We start from the raw sequence: 26493 nt of genomic DNA on the forward strand, positions 1-26493 counted from the left end.
ACTATAAGCTCTCGGCCGCTGTGCTCAACTCAATATGTTTTGGACATTAGTCCTACTAAACTCCCAATACTTTTTTGATGGAAATGCTTCCCACTGGCTTGGTCGTTGGTAAGTTCTGGCCACTGCACAAGGGCCATCAGCTGCTGCTCGAAACGGCTGCGGCTCAGGTTGCGGAGCTGGTGGTCCTGGTTTATGCCAGCCCCGATTCGCCTACTATGCCAGCGGCCGTGCGTGCCGGTTGGATTAAGGAGCTGTACCGGGGCGATGAACTGTCTGCTGGCATCTGCATAGGCTCGACCCGCTTGCGGGTATTCGCCCTAACCGCTGAAGCCGATGGCGTGCCGCCTGACGCAGCCCCGGATGAAGTGCACCGGGAATTTGTGCACCGCTGGCTGGCTAGCCAGGGCATTGTGGTTGATGTTGTTTTCAGCAGCGAAGGCTATGGCCCCGGCTTTGCTCAGCATCTTGGAGTTGCCCATGTCGCCGTGGATAATGCCCGCCAGCAAGTGCCGGTTTCGGGCACGCAGTTGCGGGCAGATGCAGCCGGGCTTGCCCAATATCTACATCCGTTGGTTGCGGCCCACCTGGGCGCGGTACCGCCCGCCCAGGTGCCGCGGGTGGTGTTTCTGGGGGCTGAAAGCAGCGGCAAATCAACTTTATGCGAGGCCCTGTCCAAGGCCTGCAATACCGTTTGGGTACCAGAATACGGCCGCACGCTGCACGAGCAGAAAAGCGGCAACCTGGACTACGAAGACCTGCTCTACATTGCCCGCCGCCACGCTGAGCTGGAAGATGCGGCCGCCGCTGAAGCCAACCAAGTGCTTTTTTGCGACACCAACGCGGCCACTACGGCACTGTATTCCTACTACTATTTCCATCGCTGCGACCCCATACTGCAAGCCATGGCGGCAGTGTGCGGCCAGCGCTACGCCCACACGTTTGTGTGCGCGCCCACCGTGCCCTTCGAGCAAGACGGCTGGCGTGGGCCCGAGGCTCTGCGCAGCTTCCAGCACGGCATGATACTGATGCAGCTTGACTTTTATGGCATCCCTTACACTTTAGTGGAAGGCACAGTAGCCCAGCGCGTAGAGCAAGTGAAAAATCATTTAACAATTAACAGTTAACAATTATCATTCAACAATGAGTAGTGATACGCTTCGTCTTCATTGTTAATTGTTAATTGTTAAATGATAACTGTTAAATGACAATTGTTTACCGCTGCTTCGAGAGCCATCCTTTGCGCCAGAAATAATAAAGTTGACCAACGACCATCAGGGTCATTAGCGCCAGAACTCCGGGGTAGCCCCACGGGTGGTAGAGCTCGGGCATGTTGAGCGGATTGGGCCCCTCGGGTGGGCCCTCGCGCTGGAAGTTCATACCGTAGAGACCAGCCACAAAGCTCAGCGGAATAAAAATGGCGCTGATGATGGTAAGCACCTTCATCACCTCGTTCATGCGGTTGCTTTGGTCCGACAGAAAGAGTTCGGTGAGGCTGGTGATGTTTTCCCGGTAGCTCTCGGCTAGGTCGAGGGCCTGCATGGCGTGGTCGTAGGCGTCTTTGAAGTAGACTTTCACTTCCTCGGGCATCACCTCCTCGGGCAGCCGCAGTATCTCACTGATTTTGTCGCGCTCGGGGTACACCAGGCGCCGAAAGCGCACTATGTCCTTCTTGATGCGCAGAATGCGGTTGAGCATGCGCCGCTCCCGCCGCTCGGAGAAAATCCGGTCTTCCAGGCCTTCGATGTAGTCGCCGATGGCCGCCATGGTGGGGAAATAATGGTCGATGACTACATCGGTGAGGGCGTAGGCTAGGTACAGCGAGGGCTTGCGCTTGGTGGTGCTGAAGTTGCCGCGGAGGCGGTTGCGGAGCGAGTCGAGACAGTCCTCGTAGTCGTCCTGGAAGGTGAGCACGTAGTTGGGGCCCGTGAAGATGGAGAGCTGGTCGTCGTCAATATCCAGCTCAGCGGTGAAGTCAGTCATGCGCGACACCAAAAACAGGCGGTTGTCGCCAAACACATCAACCTTGGCTCGCTGGTAGTCGCCTAGCACGTCTTCCATCTGCAGGGGGTGCAAATCGAAGTCCTGCATGATGCGCTCCATCAGGGCCAGGTCGCCGTAGCCGCGCACGTCTATCCAGTGCTTGCGCTCGGGTTGGGCCTCGAAACTGGCCCACAAATCATCATAGCTGCTGAACTCGGCCTCCGCCAAAGTAGTGTCGTCGTAGGAATAAAGAAACATGCGGGGCTTGAGGGCACCCTCGCGAATGACGAGCGCGCCGGGCCGCTGGCCAAGGGTTTCGGTTTGCTGGCGGGCCTGCTGCGTGGCCTCGCGGTCCGTGACACCATAAGCCGAATTGAGGTCATCGTCGTCATCGTCCTGGTCCAAGTCTGGGGGGGTATGGGGAACGGAGTTGGTCGAATTCATGCCACGAGAATAAATGGGGAAGGAGGGGCCAGGGCCCCAAAGCACGGCAATGATACGTGAAGGCCGATGCAAGGTGGCATTTGGGGGCGAACGAGGTGCCTGCACCACCCTGCGCTAGCAAGCCGCCCATTCTGTGCCGTACTTTGCCCTGTAAGGCACGAAAATTAGGTTTGAAAAGTACGGATTCCTTAGCTACTCCTGAAACCGGCACGCACCGCCACGCGGGTCAGGTTTGGGTTGTCGAAAGCGGACCCGAGGGGCCCGCGCTGCCCCGCCTGCCGCTGGCGTTCGAGTCGTTTCTTTACCTGCAGCCGGCCCACCAGGCTTTGCAGCCGGACGGCGGGCCGGTGCTCAGCTGCTACCTCGAAGACCTAGAGGCTGGCCGCACGGTGGCCCAACTGCACTTGGCGCTGGCGCCGGAGCAGGGCACGGCCCGCAGCCCCGCGCAGGCACCTTTCGGAGCCGTGCAGCTGGCCCCGGGCCTGAGCACCAGCCAAGTGCACGCCTTGTTGAATGAGGCTGATAAGGCCTTGCACCAGCGCGGCATTCATGCCCTTCACCTGCGCAGCTACCCCTTTGCCTACGACCCGGCCGGGGCCGCCGTGCTAGCCGAAACCCTGCGGCAGCGCCACTACCGCGTCACGCTGGCCGAGCAGAACTACCACCTCGACCCAAAGCGCACTTACGAAAGCAGCCTGCACCCTTCGGAGCGGCGCCGGCTGCAGAAGTGCCGCCGCCACGGCCTGCATTTCGAGCAGGAGCCGCCCTTTTTGCTGCCGGCTGCTTACGCGTTCATACAGGCCTGCCGGCAGGAGCGGGGGCAGGAGCTTTCGCTCCCGCTGGAGCGGGTGCAGGAGCTCTTTCGCCGTTTCCCACGCGAACATTTTCTGTTCTCAGTGCGCCAGCCAAACGGCGACTGGGCGGCTCTCACGGTGGCTATTCGGGTGCACGAGCAGGTGCTTTATAATTTCTATCCGGCCAGTCCGCTGCGTTGCAACGCCTTTAGCCCAGTGGTGATGCTTAATGAAGGCCTGCACGCCTTTGCCAAAGCCAGCGACATGCGCGTGCTCGACTTGGGTACTTCCACTCTTGACTCAGGGCCTAATGCTTCTTTGCTGCGCTTCAAGCGGCATCTGGGCGGCGTGGCCGGCTTGCGCCTGAGCTGGGAGAAGGAAATTGGTTGAAGGGAGCCAGGCAGGACGGACAGCTGCAACTAGCCGGCGCTGAGACCACCCGGCATGACGTTCTTTACGCCCGATAAATCCTTTCTCCTATTCCCTTCGTGACCTTTGGCTCCCTAACAACGCCCCCCACACAACCGCCTGCTCCAGCCCCGGTGTGGCGGAGCTTTGTGCGCGGGTCCTTGGGCGCAGGCGTGGCAGTGGGGGCCCGGGCGGCAGGTGCCCTGATTCTAAATAAGCTGTTTGCGGTGTATGCTCCAGCGGGTGGGCTCACCTTGTTTGCGCAGTTTCAGAGTCTAATGGCTCTGCTCACTACCTTACCCAGTGAGGGGGTGCAGGTGGGCCTAGTAAAGTACCTCGCGCCGCTACAGCCGGGCAGTGCCCGTTATCGCCTTTGGCTGGGCGCGGCTGCAGCTTTAAATGCTGCCGTCCTACTGCTTGGTGGCGCGGTGCTTGCAACTCAAGGCCTGTTAGGCTGGGGCTGGGGCAGCCTGGGCGTATTCATGACCGGTATTGCGTTGCTTACTGGCCAGGGCTTGATCGGTGCAGCACTCCTGGCGGCCGGCCGGCTGCGGGCCTATATAGGCTTGTCGGTAGCACTCGCGGTGCTGGGCACTGGCGTTGCGGCAACAGCCTTGTTGCGCCAGCTTCCCTTGCACATAGTAATGCTGTCGTATTTGCTGGCGCAGGGGCTCACGGTGCTACTCGCTCTGGGTCTGGCTGCGCGCGCCGGGCTGCTGCGGCACCTGCGGGCATCTGGCCCCATTAGCTTCGTGGCCCTGCGTCACCTCAGCCAATTTTTGCTAATGGCCGTGAGCACGCTGCTCTTTGGCAAAGCCGTGGACTATGTATTACGCGACTACTTACTCGCTACTTATGGAGCCGCCCGCACCGATTTGTGGCAGGTAGTAGCCAAGCTGTCCGACAACTACACCATGGTGTTTGCGGCTGTGATGAGCAGCGTGTTTTATCCGCGGTTGTCGGCACTGGCTGGTCAGCCTCGGGCCTCACGACACTACCTGTACGGAGTGTTGGGGCTGCTGGCGCCCGTGCTGGCAGTGGGACTGTGGCTGATATTTGCCTGTCGCGACTGGCTACTGCCATTGCTATTTGCCCCCCAGCAACTGGGTGCTCGCGATTTCCTGGCGCCCCAGCTAATTGGTGACTGGGCCAAGTTTCTGAGTTGGGTATTCCTTTTTCAACTCAAAGTAAAGGCCCGTACCGGAACTTACATCGCCGTGCAAGGCTGCGCTGCTCTTGTTTTTGCCGCCCTGCTTGCGGTGTTGCTGCCTAGGTTTGGCCTCGAGGGCGCAGTACTTGCCCACGCTGCTTGTTACGGCTTGCAGCTAGTGGCCTGCGTGGCTTTTCAGGCCAGAATGAAGAACGGAAAGTGAAGAGCCAAGGGCTTTTTTTTGCTTCATTTGCTGCTGTAGTATCATGCCCAATATTCCCTTTTCCATGCCAGTAGCTTCGGCGGGTGCGGCCACGGTCACCATTGTGGCGCTATGCCACAACCACGCCCCCTTCCTGCGAGAGGCGCTGGATTCCATTCTCAGCCAGACGTATCCGCACCTGGAAGTTTGGCTCGTGGACGATGCCAGCACCGACGGCAGCCCCGACATTCTGCGTGAATACGCGGCTCAGCATCTGGAGTGGCACCTATTGCTGCTCCCCCAAAACGTAGGGAATTGCCGGGCCTTCAACACCGCCTTTTGGCAAAGCCACGGCGAGTTTGTTATCGATTTTGCCACCGACGACGTGCTGCTGCCCGAACGGGTAGCGCAGCAAGTTGCCGCCTTTAAGGCCACCGATTCCCAGGTTGGCGTAGTGTATACCAACGCCGAACTAATTACCGAAGACGGCACCTTGCTGGGCCAGCACCACCGGCCCGGTACTGGTCGCGCGCTCACGCCGGCTCCAGCCAGCGGTTGGGTTTTTGCCGATGTATTGCGGCGCTACTTCATCAGCACGCCTACTATGATGATGCGCCGTGCTTGCTTGGCTGAGTTGAACGGCTACGACGAAACGCTGGCCTACGAGGACTTCGACTTCTGGGTGCGAGCCAGCCGCAATTGGCAGTTTCTGTACCTCGACGCCGTGACCACCCGCAAGCGCAAGCACCCGCGCAGCATGAGCAGCCGCGCCTACCAGCAGCACGACCCATACCTGGCTTCCACCATTCGCGTGTGCGAAAAAGCCCTGGCCCAAGTGCGCACTGCCGATGAGCGCCAGGCCTTGGCCACGCGTGCACGCTGGGAAATGCGCCAGGCTATGCGCCGCCACCGCTTTGCCGAGGCACAATTGCTTTTCAACATCTTGCGCCACACGAGCCGCCCCGCGCTGCTGGACCTAACTTTGGCTGCCGCAAGTCGCGTGGCGCTGCAATTTTCCCGGAATGCTTGAGGAGCTTATTTTCAAGGGGATTTTGCTCGTGATTTTTTTATCTATCGGCTTTTTCTAAGCCTTCCCGCTCCCGAGGTTTCAAAGCCGGGAGCCAAACATTGCTGCCACCGTGCCAAGCCATTCTCGTTTAGCTGTTCTGGGCCGCGTGGTGGTACTACCGTTGGCGCTGGTGCTGGCCACGGTGGCTACCCTGGGCAGCTACTACGAAACCAGCGACGATACCTCGTTTGCCTGGCTATTCTCGGGGGTGTTGGCGCTGAAGCCGGTGGTCTCGCTGCCGCTGTTTTTCCACGGCTACGGGCACGCGCTGGCTGCTGCCTACACGGCTGCGCCCCACGTGCCGTGGCTGGGGCTGCTGACTGCAAGCTTATTGGCAGTGGCCACCACGCTCACCTTTGCGGTGCTCGATAAGCTGCTGCGGCCTTACCTAAAGCCGAGGGCGTTGGTGCTGGCATTGGTGGCCTTCTATTTTCTGGCTTGGCTCGAGCATTGGTTGTGGTTTAGCCACGTCCGAGTGAGCATTCTGCTGGCCGGCGCGGTGCTGTTGTTTGTAGCGCAGCGGCCCGCCAATCGCAGCGCACTTATGCTGGGGGTGGCCGGGATAGGCGCCGCCTGGCTCATACGCCCCAGCCTTGCGTTGTTCGGGTTTGGCCTGTCTGTGCCGGCGGCGCTGCTCCTAGCTGACAACTGGCGGCGTCTGGTGCCAATCCTTTGCACCGCGGCACTAGGTTTGGGCCTAGCCACAGTGATGTTAAGCGCCCTGCAAACCGATGCCGAATCGCAGATGCGGCAGCGTGACAACTACCTGGCCCGCATCCTCGATTTTGACCAGCTGCGCCCCGTGCCGCGCACTACCGCCGACAGCCTTGGCACAGCCGCCGTAGAGCAGTGGCTGCTGGGCGACGCTACGCTGGTAAACACTGCGTTTGTGCAGCGAGCCTATAAGTTTAATTCAACTGATTTTTTGGGTCGAACGCTGCCGGCCAAGCTGCGGCTGCGGGCGGGGCTGGTGGCGCGCGATTATTTTCCCATACTGTTGGCACTGGCTGCAATCATATTCGGGGTGCTGCGCCAGAGACAGGCGACTACTGGTTTTTGGCTAACTCAAATCGGGTTTGGAGGGATACTTTTTGTCTTTGCTGGGTTGCTCAAACTGCCGCCTCGAATAGCCTTGCCCATTTTTGATTTTTGGTTGATAACCAACCTGGTTTTCTGGTGCCGAGCAGTTCACTTTCTTGCTTCAGATGGTGCAAAATCCACCCAAGATAACCTCACCCAAAAAGCTGATTTTTTCCTGCCAAAGTCGCTAGCTTCTCGCTGGGTAGGAGCGGGGCTCGCCGTGCTGATTGTGGCACTTTACGGAGTAAAAAATTTGCACCGATACCAAGTACTACAAAAGGAGCAAAAACAACACGAGTTAGCGTTGCGTGAGATTGCAGAAAACTCTTTGCCCGTGGGCAACCGAGCGCGCATTCGGGTGTTGGCTGGTACTAGTGATTTACTGAAAAGTTTATCTCCATTTAAAACCTATTCTCTTGGGCCGGGGCCCGTTGTGATGCTCTCGGGATGGCAGTCGCATGACCCCTCGCAGGCGCATCTTTTTCAGGCACTTGGTGGTACTCCGCAATCCATAGCCAGCCTGCGTCAAATAGCGCGCAATGCTCCTAATACCCAGTGGCTGCTGACCGGCGAATCTGCCTACTGGCTAAACCGTCGTTTTTACTTTGATGCAGGCGGGCAACCGGCACTCATACTCGTGCCCGTGCGGGCGCTGGCGGCCGACACTTCCCTGCATTATTATCGCGTCGTGATTCGTTGAGAAATCAAGCTCGACTACCCACGGCCCGCGGCTTGCGTAAACCTAGGCAGTAGGATAGAAATTCTGCATTCCAGTAATGCCATAATTTTATACCCAAGCCAGTGCTCTCACCGCGGACCTTTGCCCCGGCAAAAGCGGTTCTTCTTACATTATTCACGCTTACCTGCCCCATCTTATGCTCTCTTCCACCATGACTTCCCGCGCCGAAGTTCTCCAACACATGGAGGGCTTTTTGAAAGACAACATGAGCTCCTTCCTCAAGAGTGTGGAAGACAGCTGGCAGCCCGCCGACTTCCTGCCCGACTCGCGCCTCGATTCGTTTTTTGACCAGGTAAAAGAGCTGCGTGAAAAGGCCGGAAGCCTGAGCTACGACCTGCTAGCCGTGCTCATCGGCGACACCATCACCGAGGAAGCCCTGCCGAACTACGAAGCCTGGTTCCACGAGCTCGACGACCTGAACCGCGACCCTGACAACGGCTGGGCCCAGTGGATTCGGGGCTGGACCGCCGAAGAAAACCGCCACGGCGATTTGCTCAACCGCTACCTCTACCTCTCGGGCCGCGTGAACATGCGCGAGTTTGAAGTGAGCACCCAGTACCTCATCAACGACGGCTTCGACCTCGGCACCGCGCACGACCCGTACCGCGCTTTCGTGTACACCAGCTACCAGGAGCAGGCCACCAACATTTCGCACCGCCGCGTGGGCCAGCTGGCCCGCACCGCCGGCGAAGACCAGCTCTCAAAAATCTGCGGCATGATTGCCGGCGATGAGAACCGCCACGCCCGCGTCTACAAGACGTTTGTAAGCAAAATTTTCGAAGTCGACCCCAGCGAAATGATGCTGGCCTTCGAAGACATGATGCGCAAGAAAATTGTGATGCCCGCTCACTACATGCGCGAAATGGGCATTGAAATGGGCAAGACCTTCGGCCACTTCACCGACGCCGCTCAGCGCATCGGCGTGTACACCAGCTCCGACTACACCGACATCCTCGACTCCCTCATCAAGGACTGGAAAATCGAGCACATCACCGACCTCAACGGCCAGGCTGAAAAGGCCCGTGACTACATCATGGCCCTGCCCAACCGCCTGCGCCGCGTAGCCGACCGTATGCCCGTGCCCAAGCTCGAATACAAGTTCAAGTGGATTAGCTAAGTCATTTAACAGTTAGCATTTAACAATTAACAGCCGTTCCGACTGGCCAGATGGCGCAGTTAGAACGGCTGTTAATTGTTAAATGCTAACTGTTAAATGACTTTCACGCCTTTCCAGAACGCCACGCGGCCTTTAATTTCCTGGGCGGCGTCTTTGGGCTCGGGGTAGTACCAGGCGGCATCTTTGTTTTGCTCGCCGTTCACACGCAGGGAGTAGTAGCTGGCTTGGCCTTTCCAGGGGCAGGAGGTGTGGGCAATGCTGTCCTCGAAAAACTCTCTCTTGATAGAGTCGGCGGGGAAGTAGTGGTTGTTTTCGACCACTACCGTGTCGTTGCTCTCTGCCACGACGGTGTTGTTCCAAATAGCTTTCATGGGGTTTGTACGAAGTATGGGCTTGGTTATGAAGGGGTGCTATGCTGTGTAAGCCACGTGGCATGCCAAAGCGTAGCACACAAGCTGCACAATTGAACATTGCCCCCCTCACTGTTGTTTTCGGGCACAGCAACCGGCCAATAAGTACCGCTATTATAAGCCCGGGCATTGTTACTTGCTACCCGATAACTGTTCACTGATATTATGGCCGTTGGCTTCCGATTCCGCGATTTTGTTCCCGAAGACCAGCCCGAAAAGGGCTTTGAGTCGCTATTCAAGCTGTTTATGCAGCTGGTTACCATCACCTCTGGCGACGTGGGCGAGGCCCTGCAGTGGCTCAATGAGCTCGACAAGCAGTACGGCCTCACCGACGACAACTACGGCATGGGCAATTTCATCGATGACCTGAAGAAGAAGGGTTACATCGATGAAAACGAGCAGGAGAAGGGCGAGTTTAAGATTACCCCCAAAACCGAGCAGGGCATCCGCAAATCGGCGCTGGAAGAGATTTTCGGCAAGCTGAAAAAAAGCAGCACCGGCAACCACCGCACGCCCCACACCGGGCAGGGCGACGAGCAAAGCACCGACCTGCGCGAGTTCCGGTTCGGCGACTCGCTGGAGTCTATCCAGATGACGGAGTCCATCCGCAACGCCCAGCTCAACCACGGCATGGAAGGCGACAACTTCATGCTGACCGAGGGCGACCTGGAAGTGCGCGAAAACGAGCACAAAAGCCAGACCAGTACCGTCCTGATGATAGACATCTCGCACTCCATGATTCTCTACGGCGAAGACCGCATCACGCCGGCCAAGAAAGTGGCCATGGCCCTGGCCGAGCTGGTGAAGCAGAAGTACCCCAAGGACTTCCTCGACGTCATCGTGTTCGGCAACGACGCCTGGCAGATTGAGGTGAAGGACTTGCCGTACCTGCAGGTGGGCCCTTACCACACCAACACCGTGGCTGGCCTGGAATTGGCCATGGACCTGCTCCGCAAGCGCAAGACGCCCAACAAGCAGATTTTCATGATTACCGACGGCAAGCCTACTTGCCTAAAAGAAGGCAACGGCTACTACAAAAACTCTTTTGGCCTCGACCGCAAGGTGGTGAACAAGACGCTGAACTTGGCTGCGGCCGCGCGCCGCGTGAAAATCCCCATCACCACGTTCATGATTACCTCCGACCCCTATTTGCAGAAGTTCGTGGAGGAATTCACGGAGGTGAACCAGGGCAAGGCTTACTACTCGGGCCTGAAAGGTTTGGGCCACTTGGTGTTTGAAGACTACAAGAAAAACCGCCGCAAAACCTTATAGGCCCGCCGCGAGCCACCGGCTCAGCGAGTTAATCCGAAAGCAATGGTGTGCTAGCGCACCGCAACTACGCCATCCTCCGGGGTGGCGTTTTTGATTTTGGGAACGGTCTGCAGGTAGGCGTATAGGGCGTGGACTTCCTCATCGGTCAGGCGCGAATACTTGGGCATGGGGTAGGCCAGCGGGCCGTGGGGCGTCATGCCGAACTTTACGGCCTGGGCAAATTGTGCTTCCGTCCAGTCGCCAATGCCGGTTTCGGGCTCGCTGGTGATGTTGCGCGAGAGCACCGTCTCGCCTTGCATATTCAGCAGCGCATTGCCGCCGCCCAGGTAGCCCTCGGACCGGGCGGGCTCTAGCGAATTGTTGGTTCCGAAATCTTTGGAGTGGCACTCGTAGCACTTGTAGCGGCCCACCACCAAGTAGTTGCCGTAGGCTACGGCGTTGGTGGCTGGCGGGGCAGCAATGGGGGCCGTGGGAGCGGGCGTGGGCTTCATCACGGTGTTGGTGAGGGCTTTCAGCAGGAAGGAGGGCTCTTGCGCGTGCGAGGGCGTGGGGGTTGCGCGCACCAGAGCATTGTCGGAGCGCAGAAAGGCTACTACGCTGGCCATGTCCTCGTCCGACATATGCACGAAGTTGGGCATGATGACGCGGAAGCGGCCGTTGGGGCCCACGCCGGTGCGCAGCAGGCTCACTAGTTGCGCATCGCTCCAGTTGCCGATGCCGTGGGTTTTGTCCTGCGTGATGTTAGCGGAATAGACTTTGCCGAAATCAGGCGTCAGGTCCATTAACTGCTGCCCCGACAGCGAGTTGGTCTTGGCGTTGCGGTGGCAGTCGGCGCAGGACGCCAGCACGAGCTTTTCGCCCAGCTCAACCCGGCCCGGCGTGGCTTCTATTGCCGCCAAAGGCGCCGGCTGTAGGTCGTAGTTGGGAATGCCCCGCGCCGCAACATACGTGGCAAAACCAGCCACGGCGAGCACCAGCAGCCCCACCACATATCCCAGGATGCGTAAACTTTTCTTCATGACGTTGCAGAATACAGGTTAATAAGAGATGAGTCAGCGGCCAAAGCTTGATATGAATTTACTGGTTTGTTTTTGGATATAATCATCTTGGCCTCCCTATTATTGGGGAGGTTTGGCAGTAGTGCCTTAATTGCATCAAACCGTGTGTTACTGCCTTCACGGGTATCGACACCCCTGGCCAAGCCCACTGGACGCTGTTGCCGGCTCCCGAAACCTCCTTGAGCCTATTACCTGAACCTGAGTGCGCCTTTCACGGTTAAAGACCTTGGGAAGCCAGTTTCCCACCAACTCCCTTTATGAAGCACGAAACCATCCGAACCCTAGGCCAGCTTCGCGCCAGCGGTTATAAGTCCCGTAGCGTGAAAGCCGAACTCCGGGAAAACCTGATTACCAAGCTCAAAAACAAAGAGGAAGTATTCCCCGGCATTTTCGGCTACGACGAAACCGTGATTCCGGACCTGCAGCGCGCCATTCTGGCCGGGCACCACATCAACCTGCTCGGCCTGCGCGGCCAGGCCAAAACCCGCATTGCCCGCCTGCTCATCAACCTACTCGACGAGTACATGCCCGTAGTGGCCGGTGCTGAGCTCAACGACGACCCGCTGCAGCCGCTGTCCGTTTTTGCTAAAAACCTCATTGCCGAACACGGCGACGACACGCCCGTAGCGTGGATGCACCGCGACGACCGCTACACTGAGAAGCTGGCTACGCCCGACGTGTCGGTAGCTGACCTCATTGGCGACGCCGACCCCATCAAAGCCGCTACCCTCAAGCTGCCTTATTCCGACGAGCGGGTGATTCACTTCGGCCTGATTCCCCGGGCGCATCGCGGCATTTTCGTGATTAACGAATTGCCCGACTTACAGGCCCGCATTCAGGTGTCGCTGTTCAACATCCTGCAGGAAGGCGACATCCAGATTCGCGGTTTCAAGGTGCGGCTGCCACTCGATATCCAGTTCGTATTCACGGCCAACCCCGAGGACTACACCAACCGCGGCAGCATCGTGACGCCGCTCAAGGACCGGATTGACGCGCAGATTATCACGCACTACCCCAAGAGCATCGAAATTGGCAAGCGCATCACCAAGCAGGAAGCCCGCATCAAGGACGAGCAGAAAGGCATGGTGACCAGCAACGAAGTGGTGCATGACCTGGTGGAGCAAGTGGCAGTGGAAGCCCGCGGCTCCGAGTTTGTGGATGCCAAGTCGGGCGTGTCGGCCCGCCTCACCATCTCGGCCTACGAGCAGGTAATTGCCGGGGCCGAGCGCCGCGCTCTGGTCAATGGCGAGAAGAACACCTACGTTCGCATCGGCGACTTCATCTCGGCCGTGCCCGCCATCACGGGCAAGGTAGAGCTGGTGTACGAAGGCGAGCAGGAGGGAGCCGGCATTGTGGCCGAGAAGCTCATGGGCAAAGCCGTTCGCACGCTGTTCCTGCAGTTCTTCCCCGACCCCGACAAGTCCAAAAAGCTCAAAAACCGCCCTTCGCCCTACAAAACGGTGCAGGAGTGGTTTGGTAACGGCAACACGCTGGACCTGTTGCACGACACCAGTGTCGAGGACTACCGCAAAGCCTTGGACCAAGTGCCCGGCCTGCGCGACATCGTGACCGAGTTGCACCCCAAGGAAACGCCCGAGCACACTTACTTCCTGATGGAGTTCCTGCTGCACGGCCTTGCCGAGCACAGCCTGATTTCGCGCAATCGCCTCACGTCGGGCGCGCAGTTCAAGGACCTATTGTCGTCGATGTTCACTATGCCAACCTTTGGCGAAGACGACGACGAGGAAGAGGACGAGAAGCCGCGCCGCCGGCGCTAAGTCGCAAAGGGCCACGCGTTATGTAAACGCGTGGCCTAAGATGTACACCGAAAAATTGTAACAAGAAAGCCCGCTAATCAGTGGGCTTTTTTGTTGCATAGCTTAAAGAATACCGGGGGTTGTAGACTCGGCTTTCCTGAATATAAGGCTTTGTCCAACAGCAGAGTATTATAAGTTTATTTCCGGGCGGTGTGCACGATTTTCATGCTGACATCAGTAGTCTAGATAGAAGCCAGTATTGTAGTTTTGACGCCACGCTTTTCCCCTATGTCCCCTTCGTCTACTTTTCAATTCGACTACTGCCCCGACCTTGATGTATTCACGGCGCGCTGGCTAACCTCTCATTCCAATAGTACTGAGCGGGCCGAGTATGAGGCAGTGCTGCAGGCCCCCGAAGCGCAGGGCACGCCTTATTGGCTGTTTGATGTGCGCCGCCGTCCCACTACCACTGCCGAGGCCGCCCACTGGGTTACTACCAACTGGCTGCCCCGTGCAGCCGCGCTGGTGCGCCCGGCCAACCTGCGGCTGGCGTTCCTGGTGGCGCCCGTCCGAGCCGACCACCTGCGCGCCGACGACGACCTGCGCGATATTATGGCGGCCGCTTACGCCCCCATTCATCCCTTTGAGCTCCGCACCTTCACCGACGAAGCCGCGGCTGTGGGCTGGCTGCAAGGGCAAATAAGTTAGGCGGCGATTGGCCGCGCAACTGCCTGTCTGCAGAGGCGCAAAACGGGGTTTTCTGAAGCTTTTATTTAGCTGGGAGCGTGCCTTCGCCCAGCCATCGTGCCACCGGGTAGCGGTTGAAGCCCGCCTCGTGGTGCGGCGAGTTTAAATACACCCATTCCAGCTGAGCGGCGCCGTTGCCAGCAAAGGCCGCGTCCTGCTTCTTCAGTTTCTCCAGCCGTTCGCGCAGCTGGGGGTCGCGGCGTAGCAGGTCGGCGGCCAGGTCTTCGAACACGTAGTCCGAGAAATGCTCTTTTTGCTGTAGCACGCTGTCGAAAAATCCCCAGGCAAAGAAGGAGTCCGTTGCCTGGGGCTCCAGCGTTTCGACGAGGTAGCGGATGGGAGCCTTGTCATTCAGGTACACCAGCAGGTCGCCTTTGTGGTAGGCCACGGTTTCCGTCACGGGTCGCACTTTCACCTGGGTGTGGAGGTAGTGGCCCTCATAAGCCCGCGGGCTGGTTTTGTAGTCCTCCAGGTAATACACCTCCACTGGCACGGTTACATCTTGCTTCAAGGGCACAAGCGTGGCCCCGTTGCGGCGCAGGATGTCGGCCACTTCGCCCCATGCCTGCGGAATAAGGTACGCATTGGGCCGGCGGGCTGTGGTAGTGGCTTTGTAAGTATTGAAATGCTTCACGGGCCGGGTGTAGGGCGCGGCGCGGTCGTAGTACAGGCGCGGCTGGCCGCTTACTTCGCTGGGCTTGGTTTTGCCTTCGTAGCCACGGAACTGCACGGTTTCGTGCTGGCTTTCGTCGAGGGCCCAGGCCAGTGGGAACGTGGTTTGGGCCGCCAGGGCCGTGCTGGCCGCGGCCCGCGCTGCGGCCAGGGCCGCCGATTGCTGGCCCACGGTTTCCAGCATGGTTTGCAGGAAGTCGTAGGTTGAATGTACGCGGGGCGCGAAGGCCTTAAGCATGTGGGTCTCGGGCATAAAGCCGATGGTGTTGAACAGCGCCGCATAACCCGTGGAGTAGCGCGGCGTTTCCAGGAAAGCTCGCAGGCCGCTTTCGGGCGTTTGGCCCTCAAAGTCGACGTAGGGCGTCATGGGCCACTTTTTCTTTTCCATGCCTCTGTACAGGGCTGGCAGCAGCTGCCCTTGCAGATAGGCGCCCAGCGCCGGGGCCAGCTTGCTGTGCTGGGTGGCAATGAGCGTCATGGTGTACTGGTAGTCGGCGCCGTTGGAGGTGTGGGTTTCGACGAAAATATCAGGCTGCCACTTCTGAAACAGCGCCGCAAACGAGCGGGCATTGCGTGAGTCCTGCTTGATGTAGTCACGGTTCAGGTCGAGGTGGCGGGCGTTGCCGCGGAAGCCGTAGGCCGCGGGTCCGTTCTGGTTTACCCGGGTGGTAGAGTTACGGTTGAGCATGCCGTCCACGTTGTATACAGGCACCAGCACTATCGTCACGCCGTCGAGCAGCTTCCGGAGCTTGGGCTGCTGCACCAGGTCGCGAGCCAGCATCATGCTGGCGTCGATGCCTTCGGGTTCGCCGGGGTGAATACCATTCTGAATGAAGAGCACACGGCGGTTCTTTTGCCGGGTGCTGGTGGGGTCGGCGTCGCCATCGGATGAAAGCACCACCTCTTGCAGCGGCTGGCCCGAATCAGTAGGGCCAGCTTCGGCCATGTGCAGTTGTTTGGGGTACGCGGCCGTCAGTTTTTGATAATAGGCAACACACTCGGCGTAAGTGGCCGTGGTGTTGCCCCCGCCAGCCTCAAACGGAGTGCGCCATTCCGGAGCAGGGGCGGGTGGGGTAGGAGAGAGGGCCATCAGCGAAGCAAAAAGAATTAGAAGCATGGGTGCAAAAGAACACACTCCCCTCCTTATCAAGGAGGGGACGCCGCCGCGCTAGCAGTGGCTGGGGTGGTTGTGCCGTCCGCGCTGCGAGTACGGGTCGCGCATGTCTAGTTATATAAGCCATTCCCCAATTCAGTAAGCCTGACAACCCCCGTCCACGCAAAAGCGCAAACACCCCAGCCTCATCAAGGAAGATAATTCTTAGCTCCTGCTCCTTACAAACTACCGCAACCGGCTGCCATACAGCCGCTCATCGAGGCTATACCGGCCCGGGCCAGCAAAAATCAGCCCCAGAAACACAAATGCCGATTCCAGCGAGTGCGAGTAGCCGCTAAACCCGTCGCCCTTGCTCACGTGCATCACAGTGGCCATTATCATGGTAAAGAGCAATCCCAGGCACGCTAGCCGGAACCACAGCCCCAGGGCCAGCAGTAGCCCGCCGCCAAACTCAGCTATCGCCGCCAGAAAACCCCAAAATGCCGGCGCGAAGCCCAGCCCCACCGTGTCCATAACGCCGCCTACGCCCGCCCATGCCGCGGGACCGCCCACCAGCTTAGGGTAACCATGCACCATAAACATGACGCCGATGCCGACGCGCAACAGCAATAAACCCAGGTCGTGGTAACGGTAGCGGTTGGTAAGCTTCATGGAGGCTAAAGAAGGTGAATGATGATTTGAGAGCCCTAATTACGCAAGCGCGGCCAAAACGAAGCCGCGAGGGCAGCGAAACAATTCGGGGCGGAAAGCGGTAGGCGAGGAGCCTACCTTTGTGTCCGGCTTCAACTTCGTCCCTACTTTCCTTCGCTTTCATGACAGCTTCTCGCCCGCTTATTCTGGTTTCCAACGACGATGGTATCACCGCTCCCGGCATTCGCCACCTGGTCAGCATTGTACAGGCCCTGGGCGCCGAAGTTGTGGTAGTAGCCCCCGATTCGCCGCAGTCGGGCATGGGGCACGCAATCACCATCGGCGAGCCGCTGCGCATCGAGAAAAACCCGGTTTTTGGACCCGATGTGGAAGCCTACCAGTGCTCGGGCACCCCGGCCGACTGCGTGAAAATTGCCAAGCACCACATCCTGAAGGACCGCACGCCCGATTTGGTGGTTTCGGGCATCAACCACGGGTCCAATGCCTCGGTAAACGTGCTGTATTCGGGCACGATGTCGGCAGCTATTGAAGCTGCGATTGAAGGGTTGCCGTCCATTGGCTTTTCGCTGTGCGAATACGGCGTGCAGGCCGATTTCTCGCACGTAGCCGAGTGGGTCACCCAGATTTGCCGCCATGCCCTCGACCAAGGCATCCCCGCCGGAACGGCCCTGAACGTGAACATTCCCAAAAACTCGCCCCAAGGAATTGCGGGCATTCGCTTAGCGCGGCAGGCGCAAGGCAAGTGGCAGGAAGAGTTCGATGAGCGCCAGGACCCGTACCGCCGCCCGTACTTCTGGCTGATTGGCTCGTTCGTAAACCTAGACCACGGCACCGACACCGACGAGTGGGCCCTGGCCAATAATTACCTGTCGGTAGTGCCCTGCCAGTTCGACCTCACTGCCTACCGTGGCCTCGAAACCATGAGCGCCGCCTGGGGCATGCCCCTGCCCGAAGCCAACGCCGTGGCCAACCCGCCGCAGCCCGTGTCGTCGGAAGACTACGGCCCGGCCAACCCCTAGGCCTGCAACGCGCCGCTTGGTTTTTCGACCTTGCGATAATTTCACTTAGTTCGGCTTGCTCATGCGTACTCTTGGTTTTAGTTGGATATTTTTTCTGGTCGGTCTGCTGGCCGTCGCTGCGGCCGTGCCCGCGGCCAAACCACCCGTCACTAAGGTTTACATCGTGCGCCACGCCGAGAAAGACCTGACCCCCGGCCTGGCCGACCCCTTGCTCACGCCCGCCGGTGAAGCCCGTGCCCGTGCCCTGCACCAGCAGCTGCGCCGCGCCAAGCCCGCCGCGCTCTTTACCACCGACACCAAGCGCACCCGCGCCACGCTGGCGCCCCTGGCCGAAGCCACCAAGCTCACGCCACAGGTGTACGACCCCCGCCAGCAAGCCACGCTGGCCGAGCAAATCCGGCGAGACTACGCGGGCAAAACCGTGGTGGTAGTGGGCCATTCCAACACCTTGCTGCCGCTGGTAGCCGCCCTGGGAGCCCAAGCGCCGCTCAGCGAAATCAAAGACGAGGAGTATAGTTACTTGTTTGAGGTTCGTATTGAGGGCAACGGCACGCCCACAGTGAAGATGACACAATACGGCGCACGCTAAATGCGGACTTCATAGAATGAGACGCTTAATAAATTGCTAATCAGCTTATGGCTGGGCTGTTTTCAAAGTAGCGATTTAAGTTATACTCGTTGCCGTTATGTGGCGTTCGGATACGATTTTGATTTCGAACTCGTGATGCTGTCTACGCCAACAAGCGCTAGCTGCGCAGGGCCGCGTACTTTCGTGTCAAGCCCCTTGTTTGGAGCATCAACTTTTACTCTATGAATCGTATCAATTCTGCCGCTTGGGGTCGCCGTTCTGCCCTGGCAGCCTTGGCCGTGCTGGCTGGCCTGGCGCCGGCTCAGGCGCAGCGTGCCACTAAAACGACCAAAGCGAGCACCGAAAAAGCCGTTGCCACCAACCGGGTGGACCAAGCCGACTCCCTGGCCCTCCGCAAAATTTTTGATGAGGCCCTGCTGCGCGGCCAGAGCTACGAAAACCTGCGCTACCTCACCGGCACCATTGGGGGCCGGTTGGCGGGCTCACCGCAGGCCCAGCAGGCTGTGGAGTGGGGCAAGCTCACCATGGAAAAAGCCGGCTTCGAACGGGTTTACCTGCAGGAGGTGATGGTGCCGCACTGGGTGCGCGGACCCAGAGAGCGAGGCGAAATTGTGGGAAATAAAGACAAAAGCATCAAGGTGGCGGTGTGCGCCCTGGGCGGCTCGGTGGGCACCGACGGCAAATTGAAGGCCGGGGTAGTAGAAGTGAAAAGCTTCGACGAATTGCGGAGCCTACCCGACGCCGCTGTAAAGGGCAAGTTCGTATTCTTCAACCGCCCCTTCGACGATGCCCTCATTGAACCCGGCATGGCCTACGGCCGGGCCGGCGACCAGCGCCGCAGCGGAGCCATTGAGGCCGCCAAGCGCGGGGCCGTGGGCGCGTTGGTACGTTCGCTTACCAGCGCCCGCGACGACAACCCGCACACCGGCATGATGGCCTACGACCCTGCCGTGCCCAAAGTGCCCGGGGCAGCCCTCAGCACCCTGGCCGCCGAACGCCTGAGCTTGCTGCTCAAAGCCAGCCCCGACCTGCAGTTTGAGTTGGAAATGGCCTGCAAGACCCTGCCCGATGAAAAAAGCTTCAACGTGGTGGGGGAAATTAAGGGCTCAAAGCTGCCTAATGAAATTATCACCGTGGGCGGCCACCTCGACTCCTGGGACCTTTCTGAAGGTGCCCACGACGACGGAACAGGCGTGGTTCAGAGCATGGAAGCCCTGCGTCTGCTACGCGCTACTGGTTTTAAACCCGAGCGCACCGTGCGCGCCGTGCTCTTCATGAACGAGGAAAATGGCAACCGCGGTGGCATTGAATACGCCCGGCTGGCAGCCGCAAACAACGAGAACCACCTCGCGGCCATCGAGTCGGATGGAGGAGGCTTCACGCCCCGCGGCTTTAACGTAGAGGCCGAGCCGGCCGTGGTGGCCAAGCTGGCCAAGTGGGGCCCGCTGCTACGCCCCTACCATGCCTCCAGCATCACGGTAGGGCACGGTGGCACCGACATTGGCCCGTTAAAGGAAGCCGTAAAGCCCAAAGCACTTATTGGCTACGACTGCGACTCCCAGCGCTACTTCGACATTCACCACACCGCCGCCGACACCTTCGATAAAGTGAACCGCCGCGAATTGGAGCTGGGCGGCGCCAGCATGGCCTCGCTCATCTACCTGCTCAGCAAGTACGGGTTGTAGCAGCTTGCGGCTGGCAACAACAGGGCTGCAAGGCTTGTTTTGGGACTTCTGGTACGCCGCGAAAGCTGAGAACCGCCAGAAGAACCAGCGGCTTATTAGCAATCGCGAGAACGGTTAGGAGTAAGGTTTTAGCGAAATATTCAGAATTTTGAACAACTATTGGCTGTGCATACTGTGGGGGCTGGGGCTGCTGCCAGGCTTGGCAACGCAGGCCACTGCGCAAAGCAGTGGCAGCCATGCCGCCCAAACGGCCCGCTACTGGGTGAGGCTAAGTGACAAGAACGGCGTCCGGTTCGACCCGGTCCGCTACTTCACTCCCCAGGCTCAGGCGCGGCGCGCGCGCCAGCACCTCCCGGCCTACGAGGTTAGCGACCTGCCGGTGCGTGCCGATTATCTGGCTGGTGTAACAGCTACGGTCGATACTGTGACGCTAATCAGCCGCTGGTTCAATGCCGTGGCGTGCCGGGCCACACCAGCGCAAGCGACCAAGCTGCGCACCTTGCCCGGGGTGACGGCAGTAGAGGCTTGGCCCCAGGCCGCTGGCTCGGTGGCATCGCGCCGGCTGGGAGGCTTGGCAGAGCATCAACCAGTGGTGCCGCCGACCAAACCTATCTCGGCCAATGACTACTTACTGGCCCGCCGCCAAACGGCTCACCTCGACGGCGCGGCCCTGCGCACCGATGGCCTGGATGGCCGCGGGCTCCGCATTGCAGTGTTCGACGTTGGCTTCCGCGGCCTGCCCGAACACCCCGCCTTTCAGGAGCTGGTGAAGAGCAAGCGCATCGTGGCCACCCATGATTTCTTGAAAAATCGCGAAGACGTTTACCAAACCGGCAGCCATGGCATCGAGGTGATGGGCTGCCTTGCTGGCCGCTTGCCTGCTGGCCTGGGCGGTGTGCCCGGCCCGGCCTTGGGCCTGGCGCCTGCGGCCGAGTATCTGCTGGCCCGCACCGAGCAGCTGGGCCGGGAGCGTTACGCCGAAGAAGAAGCCTGGCTGGCCGCCGTGGAATGGGCCGACAAGTTGGGGGTTGATATTATCAATTCCTCGCTGGCCTACACCGAGCAGCGCTATTTTCCGGAACAGATGAACGGCCGCCGCAGCCTCATTTCCCGCGCGGCCAACCTGGCCGCCCGCAAAGGCATATTGGTGGTGAGTGCTGCCGGCAACGACGGCGACAACGACTGGGTACGTATCGGCACGCCCGCCGATGCCGACTCCGTACTGGCCATTGGCGGGCTCGACCCCGAAACGGGCTTGCATGCCGAATTCAGCTCCTATGGCCCGACCGCCGACCGCCGCGCCAAACCCAACCTGGCGGCCTTTGGCATAGTGCTCACCACCACGCCCAAGGGTTACGAGCGGCTGGAGGGTACCTCGTTTTCGGCGCCGCTGGTGGCAGGGTTTGCCGCGTGCCTCTGGCAAAAGAACCGCCAGCTGACGGCCATGCAACTGTTTAAGGGCATGGAAAAATCGGCTGAGCTTTTCCCTTATTTCGATTATGCCCACGGGTATGGGCGGCCGCGCTACCAGCATTTTGCCCCCAAGCCCGCTCTCAAGCCGGCCGTTGCGCTCACGCCTACTTTCGATTTTGTGCCGCACGACAGCCTAATTGCCATTGTCATTCGCTCCGAAGCCGCCTTGCGCCCCGCCGAGATGCTTCCGTTGATGGTGGAGCAGGGCGAAGCTGCGGCCCAGGTAGCCGCGGAGCTAACCGACCCCAAGGCCTCGGCCGCAACCCCTGTGCCACCCGTGGGCCGCGAGCAGCCGGCCCCGGGCGGCAGCCCGCCCCTGGCTCCTTTGCCTGAGCCGCACTACCCGGCCTATCTGTATTGGAACCTGGCCGACCGCCGCGGCGTGCTCCGCCGCTACGAGACCCGCGCTGTGACCCAGCGCTTGGTGGTGCAAGTGCCGCGCCGCCTGCTGCAGAGCGGCGATGTGCTAAAGGTGTACTTTAAAGGCTATACCGGGACGTATTCGGAATAATGAATTCATACACAGCTACTCCCAGCCTTTATTCTCGCTGCGTGCGTTTGCCCAAAAAGCTGGCTGGTGTTATTCTGGCTGCCGCTGGTTTGGCCACGTTGCCCCAACTGGCTGCCGCCCAACAAGTGCTGGTGCAAGCCAACGTAGCCGACGACACGGTGAAAACCATGTTTGGCGCCAACCGCAGCTATTTTGGCCATCTCTACGCCGGCTACGGGTTGGTGGCGGGGCCGGCTGGCACCGGGGCCGGGGTGCGCTACGGCGTGGGCTCCTCCGATTTGCGCGTGGGCGGACGCCTGAAGTTTCGCTTCACCCAGACCCTGGCGCTCAACCTCGACCTTGGCTATTCTTACATTCGTTACGAGCTGGCGCAGAATGGTCAGAAAATTGTGCCCACGCCCGACCTGCACCGCCGCGAGAGCCTCGGGCTGCACCAGCTCTATTCCGAAGCCAGCCTGCGCCTGAACGCCGGCCGCCGTGGCAACACCATTGGCAATTACCTCGACCTGCTGGCTGGCGGCGGCTGGGTGGTAGGCACCAACCGCGTAACCGAAGACGAGCCCGCCCCGGGCATTCGTTCCGTTCAAACAACTGAGCGCGGCCTGCCGTACCTGCGGCGTTGGACGGGCAGCGTCGGCGCCCGCCTCGGGGCCGACCGGTACGCGCTGGTGGGCCGCTACCGGCTAACGCCCGTTTTCGGCAGCAGCTACGCCAATTGGCCCGAACTGCCCCGGTTGGTGCTGGGCCTGGAAATAGGCCTGTTCTAGCAGCGAGCAGGCACTAGGGCAAACCCATTGCTCAGGCTTTTTCGTAAAAAACGATGATTGCGAGCACGACTTTCTATACTTGCCTGGAAGCATGTAAGTATGCGTGCTTTTCCCACCTTACCTTCGTGCGGCAACTTCCTTGTTGCTTGTGCTTCCCCATCATGAAATCCTCTTCTATTAAACTCGCTGGCTTGGCCTTGGTCGCGGCCAGCCTTTCGTTGCAGCTCTCGTCCTGCGTGAGCACCGAGCGCGAAGTCAGCAACTCCACCGTCGACCCACGTTCTACCTACAAGCCGCCAGTGGCCGGCGACCGCACCCGGGTAGGAACCAAAACCGTGCTCAACACCGTGAGCCGCACCCATTCCTTCTCGGACCCCAAAACCAAGGACAACTTCATTTTGCAGCTACGCGGGCCCCGCGTGCTCACCGCTCAAGCGCACTTTATTGTGACCAGCAGCACCGGCGACACCCTGCGCCACGAGGTGCTGCCGGCCCGCGCCCTGCTCAGCGAAAAAGCCCTGAGCGACCCGCAGGCCGCCACCGTCCGGGAAAAGGAAATTGCCATTCTGCAAGGCATGAACAACTTCTTTGCCGATGGCCGCTTTAGCCAGCCCGCCGTGCCTGCCGACGCCGTGCAGCCCGCTGAGCTGGACACCAAAACCTGGGCTGCCCTCCGCGAAGACCCTTCCATCGTCGGCTTCGATTACATTGGTGCAGGCGGGGCCGAGCGCCGGATGGCATACGTGCGTAAGCTGCGCAAAGCTGTGGTTATTAATCACTAACTTGTTAGTTAGCGCTCAAAATCGATGAGCTGCCCACTTGCTTTATCGGTTGGTGTTTTTTAAATTCAAGCATACATTTTACCTCTTTGAGTTATGAAGTTTTTCCTTTCCTTCCTTGGCGTACTGGTTGCCATTTTGCTCTACATTCGCTTCGTGCCATCGGCGCCCATCAACCCCGTGCTGCCTGTAGAAGAGGCTCAGGTTGAAGTGAATGGGCACAATGCCGAAGTGCCCCCCGGTAGTGAAGAAAACACCACTGCTCCTGAGGCGGTAGAAGAAGGCGAAGAAGGCGAGGGGCCCAGCACCCGCGTGCCCGCCGCCGGCCCCGGCCAGACCTACGGCGCAGCCATCACCCCCGCCGGCGCTCTGCCAATGAGCGCTCTGAGCACCGCCCTCGGCGACCGCGACTCGGCCCAGGTTAAGCTGATGGGCAAGGCCAAAGCCGTATGCCAGGCCAAGGGCTGCTGGATGACCCTGACCACCGCCGATGGCAAGGAGATGCGCGTGCGCTTCAAGGACTACGCGTTTTTTGTGCCAAAGGACCTCAGCGGCCGCAACGTGGTGGTGAGTGGCTGGGCCCACCGCAGCACGGTGACCGCCGCCGACCAGCAGCACTACCTGCGCGACGCCGGTAAGTCGGAGAAAGAAGTAGCCGCTATCACTAAAGATGAGCAACAGCTTACTTTTATGGCCGACGGCGTACTAGTGCAGGAATAAACATTAGGCACTGATTCTGAAGTTGATGAAAAGGCCGCCTGCTGAGGTGGCCTTTTTGGTTTCAAAACTCTTTTTAAAACGCTAGCGTAGCTTGCGCCATTAGTTACCACGACCCGCCTGGCCGCTTCCGGCTCTCTGCTCATGTCCGATTCTTCCGCCGTTCAGCAACGCATTCAGGCCCTCACCGAGCGGCTGCACCACCTCAACCACCAATACTACCAGCTCGATATCTCGGAAGTCTCCGACCAGGAGTTTGACCAGCTGCTGGCTGAGCTGCAGCAGCTTGAAACCGAGTACCCCGACTTGGCTCTGCCCAACTCGCCCACGCGGCGGGTAGGGGGCACCATTACCAAGCAGTTTCCCACGGCGGCTCATCGCTTTCCCATGCTCAGCTTAGGCAACACCTACTCCGAGGACGACTTGCGGGAGTTCGACGAGCGAGTGCAGCGCGGCCTGGAAGGTGCGCCCTACAGCTACGTCTGCGAATTGAAGATAGACGGCGTAGCCATGAGCCTGCGCTACGAGCACGGCGAGCTAACCCAGGGTGTGACCCGCGGCGACGGCACTCGCGGCGACGTTGTAACGGCCAACGTGCGCACCATCCGCACGCTGCCGCTGGCCCTGCGCGCTGGCTTGGACCGCCCCGAGGACTTCGAAGTGCGCGGCGAAGTCTTTATGCCGCTGCCCGTGTTCGACGAACTCAATGCTGAGCGCGAGCAAAACGGAGAACCGTTGCTCGCCAACCCGCGCAACGCGGCCAGTGGCACGCTTAAGCTGCAAAATTCTACACTGGTCGCCGCCCGCAAGCTGCGCTTTTACGCCTATTCGCTGCTCACCCCGGGCCGGCACTTCCCCAGCCACAGCGCCGCCCTCGAAGCCCTGACGCGTTACGGCCTGCCGGTGTCCGACACCTGGCGCCGCTGTGCCAACATTGCTGAAGTTCTTGATTTTGTGCATCAGTGGGCCAAGCAGCGGTTTGAGTTGCCCGTCGCCACCGATGGCATCGTTATCAAAGTTGACGACCTGCGGCAGCAAGACCAGTTGGGCTACACTGCCAAAAGCCCCCGCTGGGCCATAGCTTACAAGTACCCCGCCGAAGCCGCCCGCACCCGCCTCAACGAGGTTATCTACAACGTGGGCCGAACCGGAGCGGTGACGCCAGTGGCCATGCTCACGCCTGTTCCGCTGGCCGGCACAGTGGTAAAGCGCGCCACCTTGCACAATGCCAACCAGATTGAGTTGCTCGACCTCCGCCTCGGCGACATGGTGTACGTGGAAAAGGGCGGCGAAATCATCCCCAAAATCACTGGAGTCGACCTGAGTGCACGCTCGGCTGAAGCCATTCCCATTGAGTACCCCACCGTCTGCCCGGCATGTAGCACCGCGCTAGTGCGCCCCGAGGGCGAGGCTCATTTCCGCTGCCCCAACGAGCGTGGCTGCCCACCCCAGCTCAAGGCTCGGTTGGAGCACTACGTGTCGCGCAAAGCCCTCAACATTGACGGCCTGGGCGCCGAAACGGTGGGCCGCTTCTTCGACCTGGGATTAGTAAATACGCCCGCCGACATCTATGACCTGCCTGCCCGCCGCACCGAACTGGTGACCCTGGAACGCATGGGCCAAAAGAGCATCGACAACCTGCTCGCCGGCATCGAGGCCAGCAAGCAGGTAACTTTTCCCCGGGTGCTCTTCGGCCTTGGGATTCGCTATGTAGGCGAAACCGTAGCCCAGAAGCTAGCGGCCCACTACCGCACCATTGATGCGCTGATGGCAGCCTCCGCCGAAGAAATGGCTGCCGTACCAGAAGTAGGAGGGGTGATAGCCGTGGCCGCTGCCCACTGGTTCCGTCAGCCCGAAAACATAGAAATTATTGAGCGCCTGCGCCAAGCCGGGGTGCAGCTAGCCGTGACCGGCGAAGCACCCGTACCAGCTTCCGACCGCTTGGCGGGCCTCACGTTCGTTATTTCCGGGGTTTTTGAGCAGCACAGCCGCGACGAGCTCCAGCAGCTTATCATTTCCAACGGTGGCAAGATTACGGGCTCCATCAGCAAGAAGCTGAGCTACTTGGTGGCTGGTGACAACATGGGCCCGGCCAAGCGAGAGAAAGCGCTGGGCTTCAAAGTGCCTATCGTCTCTGAAACCGAGTTGATGGCCTTGCTACCCGCGCCAGTTGAGGCAGCAGCTGAAGGCCCTTTAGATGCACCAGAGCCGGTAGTTAACACAGGCAGCCAGGGCCAGCTGTTTGGGTAGTAAGCGCGTCGTTGAGCTTTTTACTAAATAAACCAGTGT

At 59.7% G+C, this 26493-nt stretch carries 22 protein-coding genes; 17 read left to right on the forward strand and 5 right to left on the reverse strand.

All coding sequences use genetic code 11. From position 1 onward, the window contains the following. Positions 1-77 precede the first annotated feature (77 nt). Positions 78-1124, forward strand: a complete 1047-nt coding sequence (locus BMZ66_RS02545; protein ID WP_092668622.1) for an AAA family ATPase — start codon at positions 78-80, stop codon at positions 1122-1124. 88 nt (positions 1125-1212) lie between these two features. Here the strand turns inward: BMZ66_RS02545 and corA are convergent, their stop codons facing one another. After that, complete coding sequence (corA, locus tag BMZ66_RS02550) at positions 1213-2385, reverse strand: magnesium/cobalt transporter CorA (RefSeq protein WP_234794948.1); 1173 nt, start codon at positions 2383-2385, stop codon at positions 1213-1215. A 209-nt stretch (positions 2386-2594) separates the two neighbouring features. Between corA and BMZ66_RS02555 the strand changes: the two genes are divergently transcribed. The 5 genes from BMZ66_RS02555 to BMZ66_RS02575 all read left to right on the forward strand — a co-directional run bounded on the left by BMZ66_RS02555 (position 2595) and on the right by BMZ66_RS02575 (position 8983). After that, positions 2595-3608, forward strand: coding sequence for a hypothetical protein (locus tag BMZ66_RS02555; protein ID WP_092668627.1), 1014 nt, complete (start codon positions 2595-2597; stop codon positions 3606-3608). 98 nt (positions 3609-3706) lie between these two features. Then, positions 3707-4999, forward strand: coding sequence for an MATE family efflux transporter (locus tag BMZ66_RS02560; protein WP_143080014.1), 1293 nt, complete (start codon positions 3707-3709; stop codon positions 4997-4999). A gap of 64 nt (positions 5000-5063) precedes the next feature. After that, positions 5064-6008 carry a glycosyltransferase family 2 protein gene (locus BMZ66_RS02565; RefSeq protein ID WP_177204564.1) on the forward strand — a complete coding sequence of 315 codons (945 nt, stop codon included), beginning with the start codon at positions 5064-5066 and terminating at the stop codon, positions 6006-6008. Between the two features lie 109 nt (positions 6009-6117). Beyond that, positions 6118-7827 carry a hypothetical protein gene (locus BMZ66_RS02570; RefSeq protein ID WP_143080015.1) on the forward strand — a complete coding sequence of 570 codons (1710 nt, stop codon included), beginning with the start codon at positions 6118-6120 and terminating at the stop codon, positions 7825-7827. A 175-nt stretch (positions 7828-8002) separates the two neighbouring features. Then, entirely contained in the window at positions 8003-8983 is a 981-nt protein-coding gene (locus BMZ66_RS02575; RefSeq protein ID WP_092668636.1) for an acyl-ACP desaturase, read from the forward strand. A gap of 92 nt (positions 8984-9075) precedes the next feature. Here the strand turns inward: BMZ66_RS02575 and BMZ66_RS02580 are convergent, their stop codons facing one another. Beyond that, the gene (locus BMZ66_RS02580) at positions 9076-9354 is read right to left on the reverse strand and encodes a DUF427 domain-containing protein (RefSeq protein WP_092668638.1); all 279 of its coding nucleotides are present in this window, start codon (positions 9352-9354) and stop codon (positions 9076-9078) included. Positions 9355-9558: 204 nt separating this feature from the next. Here BMZ66_RS02580 and BMZ66_RS02585 point away from each other — a divergent pair, with 204 nt between their 5' ends. After that, complete coding sequence (locus tag BMZ66_RS02585; protein ID WP_092668641.1) at positions 9559-10665, forward strand: vWA domain-containing protein; 1107 nt, start codon at positions 9559-9561, stop codon at positions 10663-10665. A gap of 50 nt (positions 10666-10715) precedes the next feature. Here the strand turns inward: BMZ66_RS02585 and BMZ66_RS02590 are convergent, their stop codons facing one another. Next, on the reverse strand, positions 10716-11684 hold the full coding sequence (locus BMZ66_RS02590; protein ID WP_092668643.1) for a c-type cytochrome: 969 nt from the start codon (positions 11682-11684) through the stop codon (positions 10716-10718). A 296-nt stretch (positions 11685-11980) separates the two neighbouring features. Here BMZ66_RS02590 and BMZ66_RS02595 point away from each other — a divergent pair, with 296 nt between their 5' ends. Next, positions 11981-13501 carry a sigma 54-interacting transcriptional regulator gene (locus tag BMZ66_RS02595; protein ID WP_092668645.1) on the forward strand — a complete coding sequence of 507 codons (1521 nt, stop codon included), beginning with the start codon at positions 11981-11983 and terminating at the stop codon, positions 13499-13501. 267 nt (positions 13502-13768) lie between these two features. Next, a complete protein-coding gene (locus tag BMZ66_RS02600) occupies positions 13769-14188 on the forward strand; it encodes an STAS/SEC14 domain-containing protein (RefSeq protein ID WP_092668647.1) in 420 nt (139 codons plus the stop codon). A 61-nt stretch (positions 14189-14249) separates the two neighbouring features. Here BMZ66_RS02600 and BMZ66_RS02605 read toward each other — a convergent pair whose 3' ends face one another. Together BMZ66_RS02605 and BMZ66_RS02610 are read right to left on the reverse strand one after the other, a co-directional pair. Then, entirely contained in the window at positions 14250-16016 is a 1767-nt protein-coding gene (locus BMZ66_RS02605; protein WP_092668649.1) for a M14 family metallopeptidase, read from the reverse strand. A 222-nt stretch (positions 16017-16238) separates the two neighbouring features. Beyond that, positions 16239-16664 carry a DoxX family protein gene (locus BMZ66_RS02610; protein ID WP_092668651.1) on the reverse strand — a complete coding sequence of 142 codons (426 nt, stop codon included), beginning with the start codon at positions 16662-16664 and terminating at the stop codon, positions 16239-16241. Positions 16665-16825: 161 nt separating this feature from the next. On the opposite strand from BMZ66_RS02610, the gene surE reads away from it, so the two are divergent. The 8 genes from surE (at position 16826) to ligA (ending at position 26454) form a co-directional block, all read left to right on the forward strand. Then, positions 16826-17683, forward strand: coding sequence for a 5'/3'-nucleotidase SurE (gene surE / locus BMZ66_RS02615; RefSeq protein WP_092668653.1), 858 nt, complete (start codon positions 16826-16828; stop codon positions 17681-17683). A gap of 61 nt (positions 17684-17744) precedes the next feature. Beyond that, positions 17745-18272, forward strand: a complete 528-nt coding sequence (locus tag BMZ66_RS02620; protein WP_092668655.1) for a SixA phosphatase family protein — start codon at positions 17745-17747, stop codon at positions 18270-18272. A gap of 221 nt (positions 18273-18493) precedes the next feature. Continuing rightward, positions 18494-19957, forward strand: coding sequence for a M20/M25/M40 family metallo-hydrolase (locus BMZ66_RS02625; protein ID WP_092668657.1), 1464 nt, complete (start codon positions 18494-18496; stop codon positions 19955-19957). Positions 19958-20105: 148 nt separating this feature from the next. Then, on the forward strand, positions 20106-21941 hold the full coding sequence (locus BMZ66_RS02630; protein ID WP_177204565.1) for a S8 family serine peptidase: 1836 nt from the start codon (positions 20106-20108) through the stop codon (positions 21939-21941). A gap of 41 nt (positions 21942-21982) precedes the next feature. Then, a complete protein-coding gene (locus BMZ66_RS02635; protein ID WP_143080016.1) occupies positions 21983-22708 on the forward strand; it encodes a hypothetical protein in 726 nt (241 codons plus the stop codon). 161 nt (positions 22709-22869) lie between these two features. Further along, the gene (locus BMZ66_RS02640) at positions 22870-23490 is read left to right on the forward strand and encodes a hypothetical protein (protein ID WP_143080017.1); all 621 of its coding nucleotides are present in this window, start codon (positions 22870-22872) and stop codon (positions 23488-23490) included. 93 nt (positions 23491-23583) lie between these two features. Beyond that, complete coding sequence (locus BMZ66_RS02645) at positions 23584-24207, forward strand: DUF4920 domain-containing protein (RefSeq protein ID WP_092668665.1); 624 nt, start codon at positions 23584-23586, stop codon at positions 24205-24207. 141 nt (positions 24208-24348) lie between these two features. Beyond that, positions 24349-26454 carry an NAD-dependent DNA ligase LigA gene (gene ligA, locus BMZ66_RS02650; protein ID WP_092668667.1) on the forward strand — a complete coding sequence of 702 codons (2106 nt, stop codon included), beginning with the start codon at positions 24349-24351 and terminating at the stop codon, positions 26452-26454. Positions 26455-26493 lie beyond the last annotated feature (39 nt).

It is taken from the genome of Hymenobacter arizonensis, assembly GCF_900115775.1.
GTDB lineage: Bacteria > Bacteroidota > Bacteroidia > Cytophagales > Hymenobacteraceae > Hymenobacter > Hymenobacter arizonensis.

Bases quoted from the DNA above. Each gene is read 5' to 3' on its own strand.
- BMZ66_RS02580 (WP_092668638.1), bottom strand. From the start codon at position 9,354: ATGAAAGCTATTTGGAACAACACCGTCGTGGCAGAGAGCAACGACACG.
- ligA (WP_092668667.1), top strand. From the start codon at position 24,349: ATGTCCGATTCTTCCGCCGTTCAGCAACGCATTCAGGCCCTCACCGAG.
- BMZ66_RS02625 (WP_092668657.1), top strand. From the start codon at position 18,494: ATGAATCGTATCAATTCTGCCGCTTGGGGTCGCCGTTCTGCCCTGGCA.
- surE (WP_092668653.1), top strand. From the start codon at position 16,826: ATGACAGCTTCTCGCCCGCTTATTCTGGTTTCCAACGACGATGGTATC.
- BMZ66_RS02590 (WP_092668643.1), bottom strand. From the start codon at position 11,684: ATGAAGAAAAGTTTACGCATCCTGGGATATGTGGTGGGGCTGCTGGTG.
- BMZ66_RS02565 (WP_177204564.1), top strand. From the start codon at position 5,064: ATGCCAGTAGCTTCGGCGGGTGCGGCCACGGTCACCATTGTGGCGCTA.
- BMZ66_RS02620 (WP_092668655.1), top strand. From the start codon at position 17,745: ATGCGTACTCTTGGTTTTAGTTGGATATTTTTTCTGGTCGGTCTGCTG.
- BMZ66_RS02605 (WP_092668649.1), bottom strand. From the start codon at position 16,016: ATGCTTCTAATTCTTTTTGCTTCGCTGATGGCCCTCTCTCCTACCCCA.
- BMZ66_RS02610 (WP_092668651.1), bottom strand. From the start codon at position 16,664: ATGAAGCTTACCAACCGCTACCGTTACCACGACCTGGGTTTATTGCTG.
- BMZ66_RS02575 (WP_092668636.1), top strand. From the start codon at position 8,003: ATGCTCTCTTCCACCATGACTTCCCGCGCCGAAGTTCTCCAACACATG.
- BMZ66_RS02545 (WP_092668622.1), top strand. From the start codon at position 78: ATGGAAATGCTTCCCACTGGCTTGGTCGTTGGTAAGTTCTGGCCACTG.
- BMZ66_RS02600 (WP_092668647.1), top strand. From the start codon at position 13,769: ATGTCCCCTTCGTCTACTTTTCAATTCGACTACTGCCCCGACCTTGAT.
- BMZ66_RS02640 (WP_143080017.1), top strand. From the start codon at position 22,870: ATGAAATCCTCTTCTATTAAACTCGCTGGCTTGGCCTTGGTCGCGGCC.
- BMZ66_RS02595 (WP_092668645.1), top strand. From the start codon at position 11,981: ATGAAGCACGAAACCATCCGAACCCTAGGCCAGCTTCGCGCCAGCGGT.
- BMZ66_RS02645 (WP_092668665.1), top strand. From the start codon at position 23,584: ATGAAGTTTTTCCTTTCCTTCCTTGGCGTACTGGTTGCCATTTTGCTC.
- BMZ66_RS02585 (WP_092668641.1), top strand. From the start codon at position 9,559: ATGGCCGTTGGCTTCCGATTCCGCGATTTTGTTCCCGAAGACCAGCCC.